The organism is Xanthomonas sp. SHU 166, assembly GCF_000364685.1.
GTDB lineage: Bacteria > Pseudomonadota > Gammaproteobacteria > Xanthomonadales > Xanthomonadaceae > Xanthomonas_A > Xanthomonas_A sontii.
In genome coordinates, this window is sequence record NZ_AQOJ01000647.1 from 1 (window position 1) to 348 (window position 348).

At 70.7% G+C, this 348-nt stretch carries 1 protein-coding gene; it reads left to right on the plus strand.

Annotated features, from left to right (window positions below):
- Positions 1–348: DUF2272 domain-containing protein (locus D180_RS15605; protein ID WP_017913534.1), on the plus strand; the 348-nt coding region annotated here is incomplete at both ends.

Here is a 348-nt window from a genome sequence, read left to right on the forward strand (position 1 = left end):
GAGGCGCTGGCGCGCGGCCGCCCGCTGCCGTGGGAATCGCATTGCGACATCGTGGTCGCGGCCAATGTCGGCGGCGACCAGACCCTGTACCTGATCGGCGGCAACGTGTTCAACGCGGTGACCATGCGCAAGCTCAAGCTGGACCGCAGCGGGCGCCTGCAACTGGATGCGCCGCTGGCGCAGGACCAGAACGACGAAGGCGCCGCACTCGAATGCACGCCCGGCCACGAGGAACTGTGCGACTTCAATCGCCAGGACTGGTCGGCCCTGCTGAAGCTGCAACCGCAGGCGCAGGTGCTGCTGCCGCCCGCCCCGACCGATCCCGCCGCCGCGCCGATGACGGCGCCC